The organism is Paratractidigestivibacter sp., assembly GCF_052362415.1.
Classification (GTDB): domain Bacteria; phylum Actinomycetota; class Coriobacteriia; order Coriobacteriales; family Atopobiaceae; genus Paratractidigestivibacter.
Map to the genome: position 1 here is coordinate 1 of NZ_DAWEMK010000189.1, position 1610 is coordinate 1610.

Annotated in this window: 3 protein-coding genes; all 3 read left to right on the forward strand. The window is 63.5% G+C overall.

Going from position 1 to position 1610, the window contains the following annotated elements; all coding sequences use genetic code 11:
- Nucleotides 1–131 (forward strand): UTRA domain-containing protein (locus tag ACT84W_RS10755; protein WP_444329216.1); only part of this gene is annotated, 131 nt, incomplete at its 5' end.
- A 293-nt stretch (nt 132–424) separates the two neighbouring features.
- A complete protein-coding gene (locus tag ACT84W_RS10760) occupies nt 425–1009 on the forward strand; it encodes a hypothetical protein (RefSeq protein WP_444329214.1) in 585 nt (194 codons plus the stop codon).
- A 165-nt stretch (nt 1010–1174) separates the two neighbouring features.
- Nucleotides 1175–1610: ATP-binding cassette domain-containing protein (locus ACT84W_RS10765; RefSeq protein ID WP_444329215.1), on the forward strand; the 436-nt coding region annotated here is incomplete at its 3' end.

Sequence of the window (1610 nt, forward strand, 5' to 3'; positions counted from 1 at the left end):
ACGTCGAGGCCGGCGACCCGCTGATCCTCTTCCACACCATCGGCTACGACGCCGCCGGCCACCCCGTCGAGTACTCCATCGCACGCTACCGCGGCGCCAGCAACTCCTTCGAGATCTCCGTCACTCGGTGACAGTCATTGCGTGCAGCAGTTCACGAAGCGTTTACAAAAAAGGGGTTGCGCGGCGGCGCTGCAGCGGAGTAAAGTGTGCCGCAAGCGCAAGAGATCACGAAGACCGCAGAGAGGAGCGCCCAGATGTCTAACTTCATGAACAACAACTGGTGGTGGCGCAACTCGAACTCGGTCGGTCGATCGTGAGTCTTGTCGCGCCATAGTTACGCGAACAGAAGGGCTCCCGGTTAGACCGGGGGCCCTTTTTTGTTCGTAAAACCCGGCAAACAGCCACAACGCAAAGGAGAAACACCATGTCCCAGCAGAACACCAACACCGCCGACACCCAGCAGGCCCGCACCGTCGAGTCCATCGACCGCGGCAAGCTCGACCTCAAGGCCCTCACCCTCTACGCCATCCTGCTCGCCGCCGGCTTCGTCCTCAACATGACCGTCTCGAAGTTCTTCAGCGGCCTCACCGGCGGCATCCTCTCGCCCGAGTTCATCATCGCCGCCTTCTGCCTGGAGATACTCATCATCAAACCTAACATCGGGCAGGCCGCCGTCATCGGCCTTCTTGCCGGCGTCGTGATCCAGATCACGGCCTCCGTCAAGGGCCCCGACCTCATCGCCGAGCCCGTCGCCGCCGTCGTCATGGCGCTGCTCGTCTCGGCCCTCGGCAAGGGCGGCGCCAAGGGCGCGCTCCCGCTCGTCGGCACCTTCGTCGTGACCTGCATCTCCGGCCTCATCTACGCCGTCATCTTCGCCTGCCTCGTCCAGCGCAACCCCGCCCTCATTGGCGTCATGGCCCCGGTCGTCGCCGCCACGGGCGTCTGCAACGCCATCATCGTCGCCGCGCTCTTCGTCCCCATCAAGAAGGCCCTCAAGCTCAACGACTAGCGACAGTCCGGCACGCCTCAGGCAAGTAACTTCTTGCTACCATTGAACGCGCCGGTCCCTCAGCGGGCCGGCGCTTCTTCTTTACTAGAACCGCACCGCACCGACTGCATCAAATAAGAAATGATAAAAAGGGACTGTCCCTTTTTATCATTGGAAAGGCTCCGCGTGAGCGAGAAGAACACGATCATCGAGCTGAAGGACGTCTCCTTCGCGTACAGCGAGGGCGCCGAGCACGCCCTCGACCACGTCGACCTCGCCGTGCGCGAGGGCGAGTTCGTGGGCGTCATCGGCCCCTCGGGCGCCGGCAAGTCGACGCTCGCCGCCGTGATGAGCGGCGCCATCCCCCACCACTTCAGCGGCCAGCTCTTTGGCGTGACCCTCGTGGACGGCCAAGACACCTGCGAGGTCACCCTCACCGACATCAGCCGCATTGTCGGCAGCGTCCTGCAGGACATCGACTCGCAGATGGTCGCCTCCGTCGTCGAGGACGAGATGCTCTTCGGCCTCGAGAACTTCGGCGTGCCGCACGACCAGATCGAGGACCGCATCCAGCAGACCCTCGCCACCGTCGGCATCGCCGACCTGCACGACCGCGAGATCG